The 19,588-nt window shown below is 69.6% G+C and carries 15 protein-coding genes and 1 pseudogene; 8 read left to right on the forward strand and 8 right to left on the reverse strand.

What is annotated here, in order from left to right:
- Positions 1-30: 30 nt before the first annotated feature.
- Entirely contained in the window at positions 31-1,293 is a 1,263-nt protein-coding gene (locus ABT114_RS37115) for an MFS transporter (RefSeq protein WP_351147663.1), read from the reverse strand.
- A gap of 112 nt (positions 1,294-1,405) precedes the next feature.
- Between ABT114_RS37115 and ABT114_RS37120 the strand changes: the two genes are divergently transcribed.
- Positions 1,406-1,783 carry an ArsR/SmtB family transcription factor gene (locus ABT114_RS37120; RefSeq protein ID WP_351147666.1) on the forward strand — a complete coding sequence of 126 codons (378 nt, stop codon included), beginning with the start codon at positions 1,406-1,408 and terminating at the stop codon, positions 1,781-1,783.
- A gap of 189 nt (positions 1,784-1,972) precedes the next feature.
- Here the strand turns inward: ABT114_RS37120 and ABT114_RS37125 are convergent, their stop codons facing one another.
- Entirely contained in the window at positions 1,973-2,254 is a 282-nt protein-coding gene (locus ABT114_RS37125) for a hypothetical protein (RefSeq protein WP_351147669.1), read from the reverse strand.
- A gap of 77 nt (positions 2,255-2,331) precedes the next feature.
- On the opposite strand from ABT114_RS37125, the gene ABT114_RS37130 reads away from it, so the two are divergent.
- Positions 2,332-2,706, forward strand: coding sequence for a carbohydrate-binding protein (locus ABT114_RS37130; RefSeq protein ID WP_351147672.1), 375 nt, complete (start codon positions 2,332-2,334; stop codon positions 2,704-2,706).
- Positions 2,707-3,272: 566 nt separating this feature from the next.
- On the forward strand, positions 3,273-5,126 hold the full coding sequence (gene asnB, locus ABT114_RS37135; RefSeq protein ID WP_351147674.1) for an asparagine synthase (glutamine-hydrolyzing): 1,854 nt from the start codon (positions 3,273-3,275) through the stop codon (positions 5,124-5,126).
- Between the two features lie 384 nt (positions 5,127-5,510).
- Here the strand turns inward: asnB and ABT114_RS37140 are convergent, their stop codons facing one another.
- Positions 5,511-6,248, reverse strand: a complete 738-nt coding sequence (locus ABT114_RS37140; protein ID WP_351147677.1) for a phosphotransferase — start codon at positions 6,246-6,248, stop codon at positions 5,511-5,513.
- 445 nt (positions 6,249-6,693) lie between these two features.
- On the opposite strand from ABT114_RS37140, the gene ABT114_RS37145 reads away from it, so the two are divergent.
- The gene (locus tag ABT114_RS37145; protein WP_351147831.1) at positions 6,694-7,932 is read left to right on the forward strand and encodes an MFS transporter; all 1,239 of its coding nucleotides are present in this window, start codon (positions 6,694-6,696) and stop codon (positions 7,930-7,932) included.
- Positions 7,933-8,722: 790 nt separating this feature from the next.
- Here ABT114_RS37145 and ABT114_RS37150 read toward each other — a convergent pair.
- Positions 8,723-11,095: an ABC transporter permease gene (locus ABT114_RS37150; protein ID WP_351147680.1), complete on the reverse strand. Its 2,373-nt coding sequence runs from the start codon at positions 11,093-11,095 to the stop codon at positions 8,723-8,725.
- Positions 11,092-11,784 carry an ABC transporter ATP-binding protein gene (locus tag ABT114_RS37155; protein WP_351147683.1) on the reverse strand — a complete coding sequence of 231 codons (693 nt, stop codon included), beginning with the start codon at positions 11,782-11,784 and terminating at the stop codon, positions 11,092-11,094. Before ABT114_RS37155 ends, ABT114_RS37150 begins: the two co-directional genes overlap by 4 nt.
- A 266-nt stretch (positions 11,785-12,050) precedes the next feature.
- On the opposite strand from ABT114_RS37155, the gene ABT114_RS37160 reads away from it, so the two are divergent.
- From ABT114_RS37160 to ABT114_RS37170, 3 genes and pseudogenes are all read left to right on the forward strand, one after another.
- Positions 12,051-13,352, forward strand: coding sequence for a sensor histidine kinase (locus ABT114_RS37160; RefSeq protein ID WP_351147686.1), 1,302 nt, complete (start codon positions 12,051-12,053; stop codon positions 13,350-13,352).
- Positions 13,337-13,447, forward strand: a pseudogene (locus ABT114_RS37165) (DNA-binding response regulator); the annotation flags it as partial. The gene ABT114_RS37160 and the pseudogene ABT114_RS37165, both read left to right, overlap by 16 nt.
- Before the next feature lie 318 nt (positions 13,448-13,765).
- Positions 13,766-15,172 (forward strand): carboxypeptidase regulatory-like domain-containing protein, encoded by a 1,407-nt coding sequence (locus ABT114_RS37170; RefSeq protein WP_351147689.1) that lies wholly within the window; start codon positions 13,766-13,768, stop codon positions 15,170-15,172.
- 172 nt (positions 15,173-15,344) lie between these two features.
- Here ABT114_RS37170 and ABT114_RS37175 read toward each other — a convergent pair whose 3' ends face one another.
- The 3 genes from ABT114_RS37175 to ABT114_RS37185 all read right to left on the reverse strand — a co-directional run bounded on the left by ABT114_RS37175 (position 15,345) and on the right by ABT114_RS37185 (position 18,032).
- Positions 15,345-15,677 carry a hypothetical protein gene (locus ABT114_RS37175; RefSeq protein WP_351147691.1) on the reverse strand — a complete coding sequence of 111 codons (333 nt, stop codon included), beginning with the start codon at positions 15,675-15,677 and terminating at the stop codon, positions 15,345-15,347.
- A gap of 109 nt (positions 15,678-15,786) precedes the next feature.
- Positions 15,787-16,749, reverse strand: a complete 963-nt coding sequence (locus ABT114_RS37180) for a Dyp-type peroxidase (protein ID WP_351147694.1) — start codon at positions 16,747-16,749, stop codon at positions 15,787-15,789.
- A gap of 704 nt (positions 16,750-17,453) precedes the next feature.
- Positions 17,454-18,032: an MmyB family transcriptional regulator gene (locus tag ABT114_RS37185; protein ID WP_351147696.1), complete on the reverse strand. Its 579-nt coding sequence runs from the start codon at positions 18,030-18,032 to the stop codon at positions 17,454-17,456.
- 677 nt (positions 18,033-18,709) lie between these two features.
- Here ABT114_RS37185 and ABT114_RS37190 point away from each other — a divergent pair.
- Complete coding sequence (locus tag ABT114_RS37190; RefSeq protein ID WP_351147698.1) at positions 18,710-19,519, forward strand: universal stress protein; 810 nt, start codon at positions 18,710-18,712, stop codon at positions 19,517-19,519.
- Positions 19,520-19,588: the final 69 nt, after the last annotated feature.

The raw sequence follows: 19,588 nt of genomic DNA on the forward strand, positions 1-19,588 counted from the left end.
CCCCGGGAGCGCGCCATCTCTCGTGGCCTGTCAGGCCGGGTGTGTCACCTGGCGCCGAGTGGCGAGGACCACCAGGCCGCCGATGACCGCGAGGCCCATGAGGACGGCGCCGAAGATCGTGGCGCCGTTGGTCAGGCCCGCCGCGTCGCTGAGGTAGCCGGCGGAGACGGGCAGGATGCCGGCCGGAATGTAACCGCCCACGTTGAGCGCGGCGTTGGCCTCGGCGAGGCGCTGGGGCGGGATGCTGGAGTTGAGCAGCGACAGGCCGCCGAGCTGACCCATGCCCTGGCCGGCGCCGGCGAGCAGCGCGGAGATGACGAGGACCGGCACCGAAGAGGTGTGCACGGCGACGATCAGCGTGACCATGCTCAGCGTGGTGCTCACCGCGCCGGCCGTGAGGATGGTGCGGCGACTCATCCCCTGCACGGCGAACTGAACCCCGGTGGCGGCGAGGAACATCACGAACGCCATGGCTCCGGCGACGATCCGGCTGGTGGTGCCGAGCAGTCCGGACAGCAGCGAGGGGCCGAGCGAGAGCACGAAGGACGTGGCAGTGATGCCGGGCGCGAACACCGCTATGCCCAGGGCGAGTTGACGGCCGTTGCCGCGCGGGACTCCGGGCACCCGCACCCAGGCTCCCTTGGCGCGCACCTCGGGACGGCGCACCGGCATGCGCAGCACGGCGAGCACCGCGGTGATCAGGAGTACGGCCTCGACGACGAAGACGGTGACGGTCGGCGCGGGCGCCGCCTCGGAGAGCACACCGGCGAGCAGCGGGCCCAGTCCGGCGCCGAAGACCATCGCGCAGGAGGCGAGCAGGGCGGCGATCCGCTTGCGCTCGGGTCCGGCGACGTCGGTCACCGCAGCCATGCCGGCCGAGACGACGGCGCCGACCGCGATGCCGGTGAACAGCCGCGCCACGATCAGTGCGGCCACGCTGGTGGCGGTCGCGAAGATCAGGCAGGCGGCCAGGGCGAGCACCAGGGCCGGCAGCAGGACGGGCTTGCGGCCGACCCGGTCCGAGACCACGCCGGAGACCAGCAGCGAGCCGAGGAGGCCGACGATGTAGAAGGCGAACACCACGGTCAGGGTGCCCTTGGAGAATCCGATGTCGCGCTGCCACAGCGCATACAGCGGCGTCGCCGCGTTCGAGAGCACGAAGACGGCGGTGACCGGCCATGCGGCCAGCCACACCCACCTCAGCGGCGCGACGGACCGCCCACCGGCTTCCGCGGTGTCTGTTCGTCGCCTCCCGTCGATGGCCTGGACGGATGCGGCCCGGGTCTCGGACATGGCTGTTCCTCCCGATCTCTCTGCCGACTCTCCAGCAGTACGAGTTGAGTCGAACTTAGCATGCAGTACGATAGAAGTCGTACATAGGAATCGCGTCATTAAGGAGTTGCCTGTGCCCGCACCCACGGCCGCCGCACCCGCCATCAAGGTGCTCCCCGAGCCGTCCGACCTGCCCGAACCGCTGCCGGAGCCGGCAGTCGACGAGTTGCGTCTGGAGACCGTGCTGGGCGCGCTCAGCGACCCCTTGCGGCTGACGATCGTCCGCAAACTCCTCCTGGAGTCAGAGGACTTCGACCACACCTGCGGCTGGTTCGGCTTCGACCGGCCCAAGTCATCGCTCACGCACCACTTCAAGGCGCTGCGCGAGGCGGGGGTCACGCGTCAGCGCCAGTACGGGCTCGAACGCCGCAGCCACGTACGCGTCGACGACCTCAACGCCAGGTTCCCCGGCCTGCTCGACCTGGTGGCGGCCTGGACCCCGCGGGCCTGACGCTGGATGGCGGAGCCCTGGGCCACCCCGAGTAGCGGACCGTCGAGTAGGCCGTTATGGCCGGTCAAGCTGCTCAATAGGGCCGACCGCACAGAGCGGCGAATGACGCCTCGCCGGCCGGCCGCTCGGGGCCGGCGGCGATCAGCAGGGCAGCGGCACTGTCGGGCCGACGCGGATGATGTCCAGAGGCTACGGAAGCCAGCGACGGACTGCGTTGGTGACCCCGCGGGCGAACTCCTTCGCCTCGGCGGACAGCTGCCGGATGCGCCGGGCCGGCAGTCGGAGCGTGAAGACGGCAGCGTCGCCAGTGCCGGGAAGTTCGGCGCAGCCGACGATCAGGACTGCGTTGCCGAGCGTGGACAGCGCCTCGCCCAACGCGGGATCGACTCCGAGCAGCACGGACTTGAGCTGGTTCTTCGCCTGCGTGCGAGCCTTGACCGCCGACTCCTTGGCCAGCCGCAGCACGCGCATGTCGGCGGCCGGGCCCTCACCGGTCTCGGGTGTGACGTCAGCGCGTACGGACAGTACACCTGCCGACCGCTCTGGCCGTGGGCAGCCACGACCTGACCGCGTCCTACGCCGGCAGTGACCTGCCGACCCCGGCGACCGCCACGGTCACCGTGACGGTCGGTCTGCCGACGGCATGGAACTCCTCGACGGTCTACGACACCGGTGACACGGTGAGCTACCAGGGCAAGCTCTACCAGGCGTCGTGGTGGACGCAGAACCAGAAGCCGGGCGACCCGACCGGGCCGTGGCAGGAGATCACGCCGGCCGAGGACGGCACCCCGATGTGGACCGCGTCGAGGATCTTCCAGGCCGGAGACGTCGCGATCTATCAGGGCACGATGTACAAGGCGAAGTGGTACACCCGCAACCAGGTTCCGGGCACCCCGAACGGGCCATGGTCAGTGACCGACTGACGATCGCCTCGTCGAGTGCGTGAATGACCAGCGGATCCCGGACCCGGCAGGGGCCAGGGTCCGTCGCACGTGCGGGCTCAATCGCGGACGAGGTGCGCGAGGGCGATGCGGATCGGCCGGCCGACGCAGGCCTCCGACTTCGCCAGACTCCGGAGCACGGATCCCCTGGTACTGCAACGGTGCCGTGACTGCTGGGCAGGTCCGTCGTCAGCTCATTCTGCCTGCTCAACGATGTCTGGGGCACGTACCCGTAGGCAGGCCCCGGTGGCGGTACAGACGTGCGAGACCTGGGCGAGTGCCGCCACTCCGCCGCGCGGCGAACGGGTAGTCCTCCGTGAAGTACTCGCTCGAGGCGAGCTGTCGGGCCCACACCCCCGCGGGCCGCATCCAGGCGGCCCCGTAGCGCGAGAGACCGAGTCAGCCGTCCTTGGACCGGCCAGGTTGAAATTCCGCCGGCGAAGCCGGCGCCCTCCACCACAGTCCAAAATATGCCCATTTTGATAACTTACGAGAAGTATGAGCACTTATGACTGTTGACACTTCTCCCCGACCAGGAGGGCCATCGGATGTGCGGAATCTCCGGCTGGGTGTCCTACCGGCGTGACCTGCGCCAGGAACGCTCCACCGCCGAATCCATGAACGCCACGATGGCCTGCCGCGGTCCCGACGCGCAGGGCCTCTGGCTCGACGAGCACGCGGCCATGGGCCACCGTCGGCTCGCCATCATCGACCTGCCCGGGGGCACCCAGCCGATGGTCGAGCACACCCCGGAAGGAGACGTGGTCCTGGTCTACTCCGGAGAGGTCTACACCTTCGTGGAGCTGCGGGAGGAACTGCGCCGCCGTGGCCACCGCTTCCACACCGACAGCGACACCGAGGTGGTGCTGCGCGGTTACCTGGAATGGGGCGCCGAGCTCCCCGAGCGGCTGAACGGCATGTACGCCTTCGCGATCTGGGACGGCCGGACCGATCAGCTACTGCTGATGCGTGACCGGATGGGCATCAAGCCGCTGTATTACTTCCTCACCGACGACGGCGTGCTCTTCGGTTCCGAACCCAAGGCCGTCCTGGCGAACCCCATGGTGCCCCGCGAAGTGGACCTGGAGGGCCTGCGCGAACTGTTCTCCATGGTCAAGACCCCCGGACACGCCGTCTGGGCAGGAATGCGCGAGGTGGAACCGGGCACGGTGGTGACCGTCGACCGCACAGGCGTGCGTACACGCCGCTACTGGCACCTGCGCGCGGCGGAGCACACGGACAGCCGCGAGGACACCGTGGCGCGGGTGCGCGAACTGCTCGACGACATCGTCCGCCGACAGCTGGTCGCCGACGTGCCGCGGTGCATCTTGTTGTCCGGCGGCTTGGACTCCAGCGCGATCACCGCACTGGCGGCCGAGCAACTGCGCGGCAAGGAGAAGGTACGCAGCTTCGCCGTCGACTTCGTCGGCCAGACCGAACACTTCGTCCCCGATGAGCTGCGGGCCACCCCGGACACCCCGTACGTGCACGAGGTCGCCCAGCACGCCGGAACCAGACACGAAGACATCGTGCTCGACGCCAAGGAACTGGCGGAACCCAGCGTGCGCGCCGCCGCGGTACGGGCCCGGGACCTGCCTCTCGGTCTCGGCGACATGGACCAGTCACTGCTGATGCTGTTCCGCGCGATCCGGCAGCACTCCACGGTGGCGTTGTCCGGCGAGTCCGCAGACGAGGTCTTCGGCGGCTACGCATGGTTCCACGACCCTGTCGCACGCGACGCCGGCACCTTCCCCTGGCTGGTGGCCATGGAGAGCCAGCGCGGCCGCGACGGCGGTTCGGTGCTCGAACCGGGGTTGCGGGAGCGCCTGGACCTGCAGGGTTACACGGCTCAGCGCTATGAGGAGGCCCTGGCCGAGGTGCCGCGCCTCGACGGTGAGCACGATCCGCTGGAACGCCGGATGCGGGAGGTGAGCTACCTCCACCTGACCCGCATGGTGCGCATCCTGCTGGACCGGAAGGACCGGATGAGCATGGCCACCGGCCTGGAGGTGCGCGTCCCGTTCTGCGATCATCGCCTGGTCGAGTACGTCTTCAACACCCCCTGGTCACTGAAGACCTTCGACGGCCGTGAGAAGAGCCTGCTGAGACACGCCACCACGGACCTCCTGCCGCAATCGGTCCTCGAACGAGTCAAAAGCCCGTACCCCTCGACCCAGGACCCTGCTTATGTCCTGGAGTTGCAAAACCAAGTCCGTGACCTGCTGTCCGAAGGCAACAACTCCGCCCTCGACCTTGTGGACCGCAGCAGACTGCAGCAGATCACCCGTACCGAACCCGGCCAGGTCACCACCCCAGACCGCAACGGTCTGGAAAGAACACTGGACCTCGCCGTCTGGTTCGATCTGGAGCGGCCCGTGCTCACGCTCGGCTCCGGCAGGTGACACCCTCCCCGCTCCCGCCCAGGCGGGTTCCGTCTGTTGGACGGGACCCGGTCGCCGGCGTACGGCCAGGCTGAGGCCCCGAATCCGAAGTTTCCCGCTCGAGGGACCGTGAACCGAACAGCTGGATGCCCGCCGGCACAGCAGGTCCGCCTCGGTGGTCCAGACCCAGCCGATGAGCAGTTCCGGCGCGTCGTACTCCAACTCGTCGGCCGTCAACTCGGCTCCCGTGACACCTTCAACGGTGGCGCCGGGATCGTTGGGGTACACCTCCTGGACGGGCGGGCACACCCCGAGGAAGCCGTCGAACACGCCCTGCGACGGCGGAGCGCGTCGCGGTGCCCGTGGTGACCACTGTGGAGCAGCGGAGTGACCGTCACCGCACGCTCACCTCAATGAGTGTTCCAAGGCATCCCGATGATCGGAGACCCACTGAAACGCCCTCCGCACTTCTGTGACCACCCCAGCGTCACGGAGCCGGGCCATCGCGATGTCGCCCGCATCCGCCCCCGTGTCGATGCCCCGCCAGCACCGGTCCTGCCACCACAAGATTGTGGACACAAGTCGTCGCCGGCCCAACAGCCCATAAGTGTCAGCGATCAGCCGCATACGTCTGGACGCATCCCCGATGTCGGCCACCGCAGGGCCGAGACCGAGGTACTGCCAGCAGACATGGGCCACGTCGTGGATCCGCGCCCCCGGCGCAGCAAGGTCCCAGTCAAGGAAGGCCACCGGCCGAAGCTCGCCACCGAGCAGCCGATAGACCGTGTTCTTGGGCGAGAGGTCGTTATGACACACGACCTCCTGGTCCCCGGCCAGTGGAGTCCCGGCCGTCAGGTCATGGAACTCACGCACAAGCCGGGCAACCGCCACCAGACTTTCGTCCGACGACACAGCAGCAGGCTGCCGCGGCTCCCACGCCACATGCCCGGCGAGGTAACCGAGGACCTCACGACCCTGCTCGTCCACACCGAGAAACCGCGGAGCCCCGTTCCAAGCACCGGCTTCGAGCAGCCTCAGCAGATCACCCACGAACGTGGTTCGAGCCGAGGCGGGACGGCGCACCGTGTCTCCGACACGAACGACGGCATTGACGAAACCTCCGGGCAAGGACGACTCAGGCATCCCCCCACCCTGCCCGATCGTTACGTCGTCAACCCGCACGCGCGGTTGTACGGCAGGCGCCGTCCGGTCCTGAGTCCGCCCCCGCCACGCGGTGTGGCCGATGGCGGAACAGCTGTTCGCCACCGGCCCCGGCCCGCGTGATCGACAAGCAGGACAAGAGCGTCGAGCAGGAGTGGGACGCCCTGATCTCGGTCCCGGTCATGGGCATCGTCGTGGCCGCCGTGGCCCTGGTGCTGGTTCGGCTGAAGCTCTGACGGCGGTCCGACGTTGAGCCGGGGACCTGAGCGGTGACACGAGCCGTGAACAGGAGCCGTGAACAGGAGCGGTGAACAGGAGCCGTGACAGGAGCGGCCCGCCCCAGCGCCGGGCAGCTCCGTCTGTTTGCGGGCTCGTTCCGCATGATGATGGTGTGATGAACACCCAACCGATCGGCAGTACACGGCAGATGCCCGCCGGGCTCGGTGCGCTCGCTCTCGGCAGCTTCGGGATCGGCTTGACCGAGTTCGTTATCGCAGGGCTGCTCCCTCAAGTGGGTCGGAGTCTGGCGGTGTCCGAGGCCGCGGCGGGGTGGCTGATCTCCGGGTACGCCCTGACGGTCGCGGTCGGCGCGATCGTGGTGACCGCCGCCACCGCCGGCCTGCCCCGCAAGACGGTCCTCACCGGGTTGGTGGCGCTGTTCGTCGTCGGCAACCTCCTGTCCGCCATCGCACCGAACTATCCGCTGATGCTGCTCGGACGCGTGATCGCAGCGCTGTGCCACGGCTCGTTCTTCGGCATCGGCTCGCTCGTCGCACGGCGCTTGGTCGCCCCCGAGCGGGCGTCGAGGGCGGTGGCGGTGATGTTCGCCGGGCTGACGGTCGCGAACGTGCTCGGCGTACCGTTCGGCGCCCTGGTCGGCGAACGCTGGGGCTGGCGCGCTACGTTCTGGGCGATCACCTGCGTAGGCGTCGTCGCCGCGGTCGCCATCGCTGTGTTCGTGCCGGGCTGGGCCGGCGCCGCGAGCCGGCCGCATTCCTCCAAGGATTCCGGCACGGCCACCGGCCGGGCGGACGGGCTGCGTACCCAACTGCGCGCCTTCCGGTCGGGGCAGGTCTGGCTGACCCTTGCCGCCACCGCGCTCGGTTACGGCGGGATGTTCGGCGCGTTCAGCTACCTCGCCTACACCTTCACCCGGGTCACCGGCTTCTCGAGCACGGATGTCGCCTGGCTGCTGGTCGTGTACGGCAGCGGCCTCGTGATCGGGAACATGGTCGGTGGACGAGCCGCCGACCGCAATCGCGACCTTGCTTTGATCGCGTCCTTGGCCGGTCTCACCGTCACTCTCGCCACGTTCGGGCTGCTGGCCGCGAGCCCCACCGCGTCGGTGGTCCTGGTCTTCCTGACGGGGCTGTTCGGGTTCGCCAGTGTTCCCGGCTTGATCACCCGTGTCACCGACCACGCTCGCGGGGTGCCGCTCGCCGCCAGCGCCAACGTGTCTGCCTCCAACATCGGCAACGCCCTGGGCGCCTGGCTCGGCGGCTTCGCCATCAGCGTCGGCCTCGGCTACACCGCTCCGCTGTATGTCGGCGCCGCCCTCGTCCTGCTCGGACTCGCTGTGCTGATGATTGCCGCACGTCGATCGGGTCGGTCCGAGCCCCACACCACTGACCTCGGGCTTGCCCATGACCGGGCGTCCGCAGGCTGAGGGCCTTGCCGCGCCACCGTCGCCACGGATGCCCGCTTCAGCGTGAGGGCTCAGGTGCATTGCCGGTTCTCATCGCATTCGGCCATGAAGATTCCGTCCGCGCTGTACCGTGCCGCCGCGGAGTGGCCTCGATGCGGACCGCAGAACGCGGTCAGCGGGAGCTGCATCGCTTCGGCGAAGAACACCTCCAAGACCACCATCAGCGACGACGTAGGGCGGCTGCTGGGGCCCGGGACCGACCGGCCCAGCCGCCGGCACGAACAGACCCCGATGCGCACCGAGGGCACCGCGGACCGGCTCCGCCTCCACCCCGCGGGCAAGGCGGAGGTGGACGAGGGCTGCCGGGGCCTGGTCAAGAAGTTCCCCGACCAGGTCAACGCCCCGCCGAGGAACCGAAGGACGGCGCTTCGACCGGCGAGGAGCACGCCCCGAGAAAGACGCGGCGGCGCCAGTCCTTGCGCCGTGTCCGGGCCGGCCTCCCTGCACCATCGTGATCCCGCCGTACGCTGTCCGAGCTGCCCCTGGAGCTCCTGCGCCATACACCGGACCGCTTCCGCCTGCTCAGCACAACGGCTCCTGTTCGCGACGTTCTCCTGGCAGGGCAACGGCGGTTCGACAGGCTCATGGAGCCAGGGCGTCGTCAGCTTTCCCGGCCGGAGTACGAAGGGCCGCCGAGCAAGCGGAACGGGACCACGCGTGCCTCCACGACACCCAAGGCCTGCCCCGCGAACTCGTCGTCAGACTGAAGCCGTCGAGGCCATCGAGGCCGTCGAGACCGTCGTCGTAGCCCCTACTCCGTGCGCAGGGCCGTGGCCGTTCGGGCCTTGGCCGCCCAGCCCGCCGGGAGCAGCGCGCCCAGCAGGGCGATGACGATACCGGCCAGACCCAGCAGGACCAGTTGCAGGGGCTCGTACACGTCGAGGACGGATGTCGGCAGATCGGTGCCTGCGGCGTGTCCCATCACCGGGAGCACGAATCCATGCAGCGCGTACCCGGCGGGGACGCCGGCGAGGCCGCCGAGCACGCCGATGCCGGCCACCGAGGCGAGTACGAGACTCACGGTCTGCCGCGGCGACATGCCGAGCGCCTTGCACACGCCCAGGTCGTGGACGCGCTCCCGGGTGTCGAGGACGACGGAGTTGAGCACGCCGAGGCCGGCCACGGAGACGAGCATGAGGGTGAGGAGTACGGCCATCGCGTCGAGGATGAGGATGAAGTTTTCCTGTTCGGAGAGGGAGTTGGCCTCGGCGTCGCCGCCGAGGGGCCGTACCAGTCCGGCGAGTTTTCTGGCGTACTCGGCCGGGGAGACGCCCGGTTTCACTTCGACCAGGAAGAGCTTGGGGTCGGCCGCGGGGAATTCGGCGAGGTCTGCGTGGATTTCCAGTGTGTCGTCCGAGGTGTCGAAGGCTTCACCGACGATGCGCAGGGTGGCGGTCTCCTTCCCGATGGTCACTCGCACGGTGTCGCCGAGCTCGGTGCCGGTGGTTTCCAGGAAACGGGAGGGTACGACCACCTGGCCCGGGCCGGCGACCCAGTGGCCGGAGATCATCGCGTAGCTGCCGGCGCGCGAGTCGCCCTCGTAGAGGCTTGCCTGGACGGTGCCGGAGACTCCGGCCACAGTGGCTTCCTCCTGGGTGAGGCCGTAGTACGAGGCGGTGCCCTTCTGCGCTTCGATGGCGGCGCTCACCTTTGCCGGGTCGGCCTGAAGGGGATCCGGTGTGCTCTCCGCGGGGGGAGGTCCGCCGTTCGCGACGGCCGGGCCGCCGGTGAAGACGCTGACCGCGGCCCGGCTTTCGGGGTCCTGCGCCTTGCCGACCGCGTTCAGGGAGGACGTGAGCCCCACCGCGAAGGTGGCCGCAATCGTGCCGAAGGCCACCGCGAGCAACATCGCGAGCGTGCGGACCGGGTGGGTGAAGGGGCTGGCGAGGCCGTAGGTCACCGCCCGGGGCAGCGGCAGCCGTCCGGCAACGCGGTGTGCCCACTGGCCGCGTCCGGTGCGCGGTGCCCGGCCGACGGCGATGGCCTCGACCGTGCGCAGCCTGCCGGCCCGCAGCGCGGGGATCAGTGCCGCGATGCCCACGACGAGCAGCGCGCCGACGGGGACCACGACGTCCACCCACCAGGCGACCGACAGGGAGGCGGTGCCGTACGCCTGCTCGGTGTCGTCGAGGAGTGGCACAGCCAGCAGGTTTCCGAGGACGACCCCGAGTGCGATGCCGGCGGCTGCCGGAATGAGCGCCTGAGCGACGTAGGCACGCACGACTTCGCGTGGTGTGAAGCCGATGGCCTTGAGGATGCCGATCCTACGCAGGCTGGTGCCGACCGCGCCGCTGATGACGCTGCCGATGATGATCACCGACATGACGATGCCGAGGACGCCGAAAGCGATCAGAAACGGGATCGTCGGGGCCGCGCCATTGTCGGCGGCACGCTTGGTGTCCAGGTAGGAGTGGGTGCCCAGGAGCGCACCGGAGGGTACGGCGGCGGCGAGTTTCTTGCGGTCGGCGGTGATCTGCCCCTTCGTGTCCGCCGCGTCGAAGCGGTAGAGCATCTGACTCTTCACCGGGCTGTCCTTCGACGCCAGTGCACGCACCTGCCCGGAGGTCGCCCAGGCGTCGGCGGTCCTGCTGGCCGAGGTGGCGAAGCCGACGACCCTGAGGGTCGCGCTGTCCGCGGCGTCGGAGGTCTTCAGGGTGGAGCCGAGCTTGAAGGCGGGGCCCTGGAAGGAGGCGCTCAGCACGACCTCGCCCGCCTTCGCCGCCCACCGGCCCGACGTCAGGTCCAGGTCGTCCACATCGGCGTGCGGGCCGGGGCGCCCGACCAGGGTGATCGTCGGGCTCTTCCTGCCGTCCGAGTCCGTCCAGCGGAAGGTCGTGGAGGGGTACGGCCCCGCGCTCGCACTCACGCCTGCCAGCTGTGCGGTCGCTTCGAGCTGCTCGGTGCTCGCCTTGGCCGGGTCGAACTCGGCGGTGAGGTGCGCCCCGTTCTGCTGGGCGAAGGCGTGGTCGAAGGGCGCGTTCGCGGCGACCATGAGGGATCCGGCGACCACGGTCGCCGCCACGGCCATCATCGTCGCCACGGCGATCACCACGGTCTGCACCCGCCGCCGGCCCACCCCGGAGCGTACGACGCGGCGAAACGCGCCCGTGCCGAAGCCCTTCATCGGACGACCTGCGCGTGGGAGTCGAGAGCGACCTGGCCGTCGACCAGATGGATGGTGCGGCTCGCGCATGCCTCGGCCAGCGCCAGGTCGTGGGTGACGAGCACGATGGTCTGCCCGCCGCGGTGCAGATCGATCAGCAGCTCCCGTACGTCCTGGCCCGACGCGCTGTCGAGTGCGCCGGTCGGTTCATCGGCGAGCAGCAGCGCGGGCCGGTTGACCAACGCCCTGGCGACCGCCACGCGTTGGCGTTCGCCCCCCGAGAGCCGGCCCGGATAGGCGCGGGCGTGCTTGTGGATGCCCAGGACCTCCATGAGCTCTCCCGCCCGCGCCGCTGCCTTGCGCCGCGCGGTCCCGGTCAGCTGGGCGGGGAGCTGGATGTTGTCGGCGACGGTGAGGTCGTCGAGGAGGTTGAAGAACTGGAAGACCATACCGATCCGTTCCCGGCGGAACCGGGCCAGCGCGTGCTCGTTCAGCCGGTCGATCCGCTGCCCTGCAACGCTCACGGTGCCTTCGGTCGGCTTGTCGAGGCCGGCGACGAGGTTCAGCAGCGTGGACTTGCCGCTGCCGGAGGGGCCGGTCACGGCGAGGGCCTCACCCTGGGCGACAGCGAGGTCCAGCGGTCCTAGTGCGGGCGTACCGGCGCTGTCGTAGCGCTTCGCCACGCCTTTCAGTTCGATCACTTGAGTCATGGCAGGTGTCCGTCCTTGGGGTCGTGAAAGTCGTGAGGGTCATGAGGGCTGTGAGGGTCATGAGGGCTGTGAGGGTCATGCCTGTGCCGGCCCGGCGAACGTACGGACGGGTGCGGTCCGGGCGCGTCGGCCGCGGCACCGACATCCGGCCCTCCCCACGGAGGATCCGGTCACCGGGGTCATCCCTGCGAAGTACACCTGCAGGACGGTCCGTTGGCCGTGCAGGCGGACGCGCCGCCGGGCGGGGGGGACCGCACAATGAGCGGATGGACACGGAGAACCGGCGCGGATGGCGTCAGCAACTGCGCCACGGGGTGCGGCCGGAGGCGAAAGGCACCCCACTGTCGCGACGGGCGGTGCGAGCCGACGTGGTGCTGGCCATCCTGCTGACGGTCGTCGCGCTGGTTGTGGCGGCCCGTTACCCGGGCGACGGGCCGGTCCACGTCGGCACGAAGACCGAGTACGGGGTGCCGATCCCGCCCCGGCCCCCCGCACCCGGTGCACTGGTTGTGGACGACGGGGTCTCCGCTCCCCCCTGGCCCCTGGTCGTGCTGTCGGCGCTGCCGCTGGCGGCCCGGCGCCGATATCCGCTGGCCGTGTTCGGGGTGGTGCTCGGCGCGGCGCTGGCCATCGGCGACGAGGCCTCCTGGATCAACGTGCTGACCTGCGTCATCGGCGCCTACAGCGCCGTCATGTACAGCCGCCACCGGGCCGGGGCGACCGCCGGGCTCATCGTCGCCGCCGTACTCGCCGGCTTCGCGTTCCGGAAGACGGACCCCATACTGCCGGGATGGTCGAGCCCCGCGTTCGTCCTGCTCGTCGCCGGGACACTGGCCAGCGTCGTCCGCTTCTGGCAACGGCGGCTGGCGGCCAGCCGGGACCGGTTCGCCCGCCTGGAGCAGGCGCAGGAAGAGACGACACGCCAGGCCGTGGAGGAGGAACGGGCCCGAATCGCCGCCGAGTTGCACGACGTCGTGACCCACAATGTGAGCGTGATGGTCATCCAGGCAGGTGCGGCACGCAAGGTCATGGACGCGGCACCCGAGCGGTCGAAGCAGGCGCTGCTGGCGGTCGAAGCCGGCGGCCGGGCCGCGATGGCCGAACTACGGCATGTGATGGGCCTGCTGGCCGCCCCTGACACCGGCCGCCCGGACTCGCCCGCCGACGCCCTGGAGCCGCAGCCGGGCCTGGGACAGCTCGACGCCCTGATCGAGCGGGTACGCGCCGCCGGAACACCGGTCGGCACCTCGTTTTCGCTGCCCCCGGACCCACTGCCGCCCGGCGTGGACCTCGCCGCGTACCGCGTCGTACAGGAGGCCCTCACCAACACGATCAAACACGCACCCGGAGCCGACGCCTCTGTCACGATCCGCTGCGCCGGGGACCGGCTGAAGATCGAGGTCACGGACACCGGCACCGTCCGCGACGTCCCCCCACCGGACGGCAACGGCCGCGGACTCATCGGGCTGCACGAGCGGCTGAAGGTATACGGCGGTGAACTGACAGCCGGTCCGACCCTCACCGGGGGCTACCGGATCACGGCCGACATCCCGTGGCGGACCACGTGAACCGGCCGGCGCTGCGCGCCGTCATCGCCGATGACCAGGCCCTCGTACGGTGCGGCTGCGCAATGATCCTGGCCGCGGACGGCATCGAAGTGACAGGGACAGACTCATCCAGGCCCACACGGTCTGGTACACCCTGACCCCGAGCGAGCAGTGACGCGGACGCAGAGGCCGTCGCGGGCACCGTACGACCTTCGCCCGTGGCCGTCTCGGCGGTCGTTGTCGCCTTCACCACGTCGACGGCGACCGCCCCGCTCCCGGCACTGCGAGCTGTCTTTTTGGTCCCCGGACCCGACCGCCGCCCATACCGCGAGTTGAGCAGGGCTCCCCAGGCGCGACTATATACGTGTATACTACATGTATATACGGCGCCGGTCCACGAAGGACGCCGGCGGCAGAACCAGGGAAAGAGCCGGATGCCAGGAACAGTGACGGACGGCCATCAGATCGACGCCGACCGCATCGAGCGCCCACAGAGAGCCGCTGCGGCAAGGACCCTTACTGAGGCCTTGTGGTTTCCGGCGGCCCTCTTCCTGGGCTTTCTGTTCTGCTTCGCCCCGGCCCTCCACGCACCACAGCCACACCACGCGAAGGTGGTGGTCGTCGGCCCCGCACTCGAACGCCAGGTCGACACCGCTCTGCAGCGGCACTATCCGGGCGGCTTCGACATCACCGCCGTGGCGGATGCCCAGGAAGCTCGACGGGCGGTACTGGACCGGGACGCCGTGGCGGGGTTCACGGGCGGACGCAGCCCCGTCCTGTACGTGGCGAAGGCCAATGGCATGTCCCTCGAGCAGGCGTTGACCAAGGCTTTCACCTCAGTCGCGCCCGAACACGGCAGGCAGTTGGCGGTGCGGGACGTGGCGCCCACCGTCAGCAAGGACCTGATGGGCACGACCCTGGTCTACTTCGGGATCGCCTGGAGCATTCCGGGCTACATCCTGGCGACGACCCTGCTGCGCGCGGTGACCTTCAACCGGCCGAGGAAGCTGCTGACGATCATGGGCGTCGCAGCCCTGTTCAGTATCGTCGGCTACCTCGTCGGCACAGGGCTCGGATACCTCCCCGACAAACCCTGGGCCATGGCAATCGCCTTCCTGCTCACCACGGCGGTGGCCACGTTCGCCTCCGGCCTGGCGCCTTTCACCAAGCAGTTCTTCCCCGCGGTGGGTATGGGCTTGTTCATCGTACTGAGCATCCCCACCAGCGGCGGTGTCGCACCCGCCCCGCTGCTGCCGACGTTCTTCCAGTACGTGCACGCGGTCATGCCCCTCGCAAACGCCGTGGACGCCCTGCGTGGAGAGCTGTACTTCGACGGCGCAGGAGTCCTCAAGCCCGTCCTCGTGCTGTGTGCGTGGATCGCAGCCGGCGCCGCACTGCTGGGGCTCGATGCATGGCGGCACCGCCGCACCTCCGTCGGACCGGATGCGGCGAGCGAGCAGGAGGACGTCACCGAACCGCCGGTCGACGATCCCTCTCTGGAGACGCCCACACCGACCGCTCTGCCCGTCCACGCTCACCACTTCGGCGAGCCCGTGCCGGCTCTGGTCGGTACCGTCAGCGATGCCGAGCAGCAATCCATAGGCCACGCCATAGTGACTGTCATGGATGCCAAGGGGCACCAGTTGGTGTCCACCGCGACGAACACGAACGGGGAGTACGCCGTAACCGGGCTTCCCGAGGGGTATCTGAGCATCGTCGTGTCGTCCTCGGGCCGGAAGCCCGTGATCCAGCGGAGGCTTCTGCGGTCCGGCAGCGTCATCCGCGCCGACTTCGCCCTGCACGACCGCCACGCGACGCCGCCCCGGACGTCCGGCACATAGCAGGCGGCGGCCTTCGGAGGACGAACACACAGCCTCCGGAGGCCGCCGCTGACCAACCCTCCTTGACACGCGCGGGCTTGGGACTCCATACGACGGGCGATGCCGGCCCGCAGCGCCTTCTTGTCGATCTTCCCTACCTTCCCGACCTTCGTGGCCGCGAGCTCGTCCACGATCACGAGGCGTTCACTGCGTCACCCCGCGTCGTCGCAGGATGGATTCTCAGCCGGCCGGAGACTCTCACTGAGACCGACCGCCTTCGACTCAAGGCCGTCCTTGCCCACTGCCCCGCGCCCGCTTCGAACAGGAACTCGCGCCGAGCCGGATTGACCTCCGCCGCGGCCATCGCCCCGAGTGGGTCGATCAACTCGCCCCGCTGGTCACTCGACAGCCTGGTGACCAGGTGGGCGACGCCCTCGAGGATCTTGACGGCGTCGTCCGGATCCGTCTGCTCGTCCTCACTGCCGTCGATGAACCACAGGACGTCGACCAGAGCCCTGCTCGGCATCGGCGGGGCGGCTGCGGCCTGGGGTCACCCAAGCGCGGCATGGACGCCGCTCCGAGCCCCGCCAAGTCGTTCGCCTCCGCTTCTCTCGGGGTGCTCGGCTGTGAAGTGGTCAGGCAAGGGAGTCTCCGAAGCAGGCAGCCTCGGGGGGCGGGGTGGGAAGGTCGTCGAGGAGCCCGGCGCTCGGCACGAAGAAGAGGCCGCCGGTCACGGCCCTGGAGAAGTCGAGGATGCGGTCCGTGGTGCCGGGTGGATCGCCGATGAACATGTTGCGCAGCATTCGCTCCGTCACCGCGGGCGTCCGCGCGTAGCCGATGAAGTAGGTACCGAACTCACTGCGGCCGACCTGTCCGAACGGCATGTTCTCCCGCACGATCTTCTGCTCGGCGCCGTTGTCGTCGACGATCGTGTTGAGCGCAACGTGCGAGTCGGCCGGCTTGACGTCGTCGGGCAGTTCGACGTTGACCGACCTGGTGCGGCCGATGACGTGCTCCTGCTGCTCGACGGTCAGCGACGTCCAAGCCGCCATGTCGTGCAGGTACTTCTGCACGATCACGTAGCTGCCGCCCCGGAACGGCGGGTCCTCGTCGCCGATGAACACGGCCTCGGCCGCCGCCCTGCCCTCGGGGTTCTCGCTGCCGTCGACGAATCCGAGCAGGTCACGTTCGTCGAAGTACTTGAAGCCGTGCACCTCGTCGACGACCGTCACCGCGGTGCCGAGCCTGTCCACGATCAGCCTGGCCAGTTCGAAGCAGAGATCCATGCGTCGGGCCCGCAGATGGAAGAGCAGGTCTCCCGGCGTCGCGGGCGCCCGGTGGCGAGGGCCCTTCAGGGGCCGGAAGGGGTGCAGTTCGCGCGGCCGCGGTCCGCCGACGAGACGGTCCCATGCCTCGGAACCGACGCCGACGACACAGGTGAGGCCGTCATCGGGGGAACGGAACGCCACGGAGCGAGTCAGACCCGCCAGGTCCTGGAGCCCCTCGTGCACGGTCGCCTCACCACCGGGGGCCACGGTGGCCACCAGGAAGACCGCCGCCCTGGAGGGCGGCGTGACGACGGGCTGGGACGTGGCCATGAGACTCCCGACGGGTAATGAGCCGCAAAAGGAGTAGCGAAGTACAGCGTCAGAGTAGCCGCGCGTGAACCGGGGTGCAGCGCGGCGGCGCGACGGCACACCCCCATGAAATATCCGGCACCGCCCAGTCCCCCGAAAGCCGAAGCGGGCGGGGGCGGGTATCAGCGGGCCGAGCGTCTCTGATCAGCTAAGTGATCCTGTGTCAGACGTGGTGTCTGGCAACGGGTTTTCCCATCGTGGGCGGGTGGCGTGAGCGTGCAGGTGGAATGCCGTGCCCATGCTGCCCCGCGTGGCCGGTGTCGGCTGGATGGGGATCCCCCGGACTGTGGCCGGGGGCGGGTGTGCTGATCGTCGTCATGCCCTGGTGCCGGTGGGCTGCGCGGGGCAGCCGCAGCCGGCCCGGATGGGGGTCCCCCCGGCTCGAGCGCAGCCGAGAGTTGGGGGAGCGTGTCCCTCCGGACGCCGGCCCGCCGGACCCGAAGGTCTGGCGGGGGAGGACGCCCTGCGTCGCCTGGGCGCGGGGCGTGTGGTGTGTCGCCGGGTGGCGCAGGTCTTCGGTTCCGGTTACCGGGGAAGCTCTCGGTCGTCGTCGGCCAGCCCCGCACGCGACCCCACCGAGTTCTTCCGCGCGCCCCGCTGAACGCCGAGGCGAGCAGGCGTACATGAGGCTGTCCTCCGACGCCGCCGGCCATGCCGGACGTTCGTCACAGGAGCCGGACGAGGGCGGCCGCGGAAGGGCTTCCGGGCGCCGCCTGGTAGACGATGATCACTTGCTGTTCTGCGCCCCCTACGGTGAGCGCCTGCCGCCGCAGGGCAAGCTCTCCGACCACCGGGTGCACGAACCGCTTGAGTTCATCACGAGAGGGCCGCGCGTCGTGCCGCGCCCAGAGGCTGCGGAAGTCGTCGTTCGCCTCCAGTTCGGCGACGAGACGCGCGGTCCTCGGGTCGCGCGGGTCGGCCTCGGCTCGCAGGGCAGCGACGGTCTGCGCGGCGATCTCCGGCCAGTCGGGGAGCAGTTGACGGATGTCAGGGTCGAGGAACATGTCCCGGGCCAGGTTGTGCCCGGGCTCGTACATCGGTGCCAGCGCGCGAGCTTGTTTGTTCGCCGCCAGCACGTCGAACCGTCGGTTGCGCACGTACGCCGGACTGCCCACCCACGTGTCGAGCAACTGGTGCACGTCCTCGGTCTCCGCGTGCTGTACCGGATGCGAGGCGGCGAGCACGAACATGTGCGCCGAGGTGTCGACGTCCAGCTCCAGTGCTCGCGCGAGCGCCCGCAGCACCTGCGTGACGGGTGCCGGTCGACGCCTTGTTCCAGCCGAGTCAGGTACGGCTCGCTGATACCGGCCAGCCGGGCCGGCTCCTCCCGGCGCAGCCCTGCGACCCGGCGCCGACCAGAGGCGGGCACGTCGCGCGAAGGCGGCACCTGCCCCCGCCGGGCCTTCAGGAACTCCCCCAGGACGTTGTCGGTCTCCATGGCCGGCTGGAACGCCTGGCGCCCCCTCGCCACCAGAGCGTGAGCACCGGGGCACCGCATCTCGCCCGGGACAGTCAGCCTGTCTCTCACCCATACCGGGTGAACGTCGGAGTCCGCTGATCTTCATCAGCCGGTCGAGTACGAGGTGGGCCGCGCCCAGCGTCAGCGTTCCGGGCAAGCGTGAGGGCGGTGGGCCATCTACCGGTCCCCATGAAGGGGACGCAGTTCGTAGGGTGGTCCAACCCAGTGAGGCAGCGAGGCCCGCAGCGCACACCCATTTGGTGCAGGTGCGGCGAAGAGCCCGGTCGTCGAAGCGGCCGCCGACCGCATGCGCAGCATGCCTGCTGTTGCCCGCGGGTCGTCGAACCCACCATGCGCACATGTGCGGCGGGTGAAATGTGGCTGCCGCCGGATGCCTGGCCAGATGGCAGCAACGCATCGCCGGAGTGAAGCTTGGAAGCCGAAGCGAGTAGTGGAGGAGCGGTGGGCAATCTGGTCGTCGTAGGAGTGGATGGCTCGTCATCGAGTCTTGCCGCGGTGGAACAGGCCGCCTCGGAAGCCCAGCGGCGTCGTGCGGAGCTGCGTGTGGTGCACGCCTTCAGCTGGCCTGTCAGGCCCATGTATGCGCCGCTGGACCCGTCGCCGCTCAATCGCCTGGTGCACGAGGCTGCGCAGCATGCCCGGAGCGTGGCGCCTGAGCTGGAGGTCGCCGAGGCCGTGGTGACCGGCGACGCGGTGGCGGTGCTGGAGGCCGAATCACGAGCCGCGGACCTGGTGGTCATCGGCTCCAGGGGTACGGGGGGCTTCATCGGCATGCTGCTGGGATCAACGGCGGTGTCCCTGGCCTCACACGGCCAGTGTCCGGTGATGGTGGTCCGCGAGGAACCGGCCGGCGCCGGGCCGATCGTGCTGGCCGTCGACGGCTCCTCAGTCGGCGAGAAAGCGGTCGATTTCGCCTTCTCCGAGGCGGCGCTGCGCGGGGCTGAGATCGTGGCCGTGCACGCGTGGCTGCCGGACTATGCGCCGCCCGGCACGGGCACTGAGAGCGCGGAGCGTCTGCTGGCTCAGGCAGTTGCCGGCCGCACGGAGAGATATCCGGACGTCACGGTCAGACTCGAGGTGGTGAGCGGTGAAACCCGCGAAGCTTTGATCGAGGCGAGCAGGACTGCCCAGCTCCTGGTCGTCGGAGCCAGGGGGCGCGGCGGTTTTGCCGGACTGCTCCTGGGTTCGGTGAGCCAGGCACTGCTGCACCACGCGCACTGCCCCGTCACAGTCGTCCGCGGCAAGGCATGACCAGCCCCACGCGGTGAGAGCCGCCTCTTGCATGAGCTCTCTCCCGTCAGACGAAGACAACGTTGCATG

Origin of the sequence: Streptomyces sp. NPDC002088, assembly GCF_040296605.1 — a bacterium.
Classification (GTDB): Bacteria; Actinomycetota; Actinomycetes; order Streptomycetales; family Streptomycetaceae; genus Streptomyces.

Bases quoted from the DNA above. Each gene is read 5' to 3' on its own strand.
- ABT114_RS37140 (WP_351147677.1), bottom strand. From the start codon at position 6,248: ATGCCTGAGTCGTCCTTGCCCGGAGGTTTCGTCAATGCCGTCGTTCGT.
- ABT114_RS37150 (WP_351147680.1), bottom strand. From the start codon at position 11,095: ATGAAGGGCTTCGGCACGGGCGCGTTTCGCCGCGTCGTACGCTCCGGG.
- ABT114_RS37145 (WP_351147831.1), top strand. From the start codon at position 6,694: ATGCCCGCCGGGCTCGGTGCGCTCGCTCTCGGCAGCTTCGGGATCGGC.
- ABT114_RS37175 (WP_351147691.1), bottom strand. From the start codon at position 15,677: ATGCCGAGCAGGGCTCTGGTCGACGTCCTGTGGTTCATCGACGGCAGT.
- ABT114_RS37155 (WP_351147683.1), bottom strand. From the start codon at position 11,784: ATGACTCAAGTGATCGAACTGAAAGGCGTGGCGAAGCGCTACGACAGC.
- ABT114_RS37125 (WP_351147669.1), bottom strand. From the start codon at position 2,254: ATGCGCGTGCTGCGGCTGGCCAAGGAGTCGGCGGTCAAGGCTCGCACG.
- ABT114_RS37180 (WP_351147694.1), bottom strand. From the start codon at position 16,749: ATGGCCACGTCCCAGCCCGTCGTCACGCCGCCCTCCAGGGCGGCGGTC.
- asnB (WP_351147674.1), top strand. From the start codon at position 3,273: ATGTGCGGAATCTCCGGCTGGGTGTCCTACCGGCGTGACCTGCGCCAG.
- ABT114_RS37160 (WP_351147686.1), top strand. From the start codon at position 12,051: ATGGACACGGAGAACCGGCGCGGATGGCGTCAGCAACTGCGCCACGGG.
- ABT114_RS37170 (WP_351147689.1), top strand. From the start codon at position 13,766: ATGCCAGGAACAGTGACGGACGGCCATCAGATCGACGCCGACCGCATC.
- ABT114_RS37115 (WP_351147663.1), bottom strand. From the start codon at position 1,293: ATGTCCGAGACCCGGGCCGCATCCGTCCAGGCCATCGACGGGAGGCGA.